Below are 751 nucleotides of genomic sequence, written 5' to 3' on the forward strand. Positions count from 1 at the left end.
AAATATTATCTCAATAAACTCTCCACTACCATCTTGTGTTTGTATTCTTATCACATTATCAGGGATGAGCTCTTGAGTATTATTATAATCTTCATTGATGTGAGTTTGTGTGGTATTTATATTATCACTTGTAAGTATATCTTTTATCATTTGCCTTAAAATAATCCTTAGTTAAAATATTAAAAGAACATACACCTTCATCATCAAGCCACTCATCTAAACCTTTGGCAATTTCAAACTCAATCCTTTGCATCTTAGCAGGAGCTAAAAAAACTCTATGATGTATAATATTTTCATTTTCTCGATAATCTTGATGATATTCAAAAAGCTCTTTAAAATACCCTGCTCCTAAATCTTTATATTCAAATTCTTTATAAGCACTTTTATAAACTTTAGCAATATTTTTTGGGATAATAAAGATTAATTTTAACAAATGCACACCAAGTGTAATTTTACACTCTTTAAAATCATAATCTTTACTAAAGTCTTGTTTAAGAGTATTTAGTATATTGACATCATTTAAATCAAATAAATCGTTTTTAGATAATTCTAATTGATCTAAACCTTGTTTGTTTTGATATAAAGTATCGTTTAGATATAAATTAGTGATTAAAAGATTATCTTTTTGATATTTATGTTCTTTATAATACATTCTTAACTTAGGCTCTTTTAGCTTTGTTTGGTTTTTGTTTTGTTTGGCTAAGCCATCCTTAGGATTAAAACTATGATCAAATTTAAACTTAGTAGGTAC

The 751-nt window shown here is 25.8% G+C and carries 1 pseudogene; it reads right to left on the reverse strand.

The window, feature by feature from the left end:
* Positions 1 to 124: 124 nt before the first annotated feature.
* A pseudogene (locus CAMP5053_RS08235) lies at positions 125 to 751 on the reverse strand (hypothetical protein); the annotation flags it as partial.

The organism is Campylobacter sp. S4:11 (assembly GCF_024723695.1).
Taxonomy (GTDB): Bacteria; Campylobacterota; Campylobacteria; order Campylobacterales; family Campylobacteraceae; genus Campylobacter_D; species Campylobacter_D jejuni_C.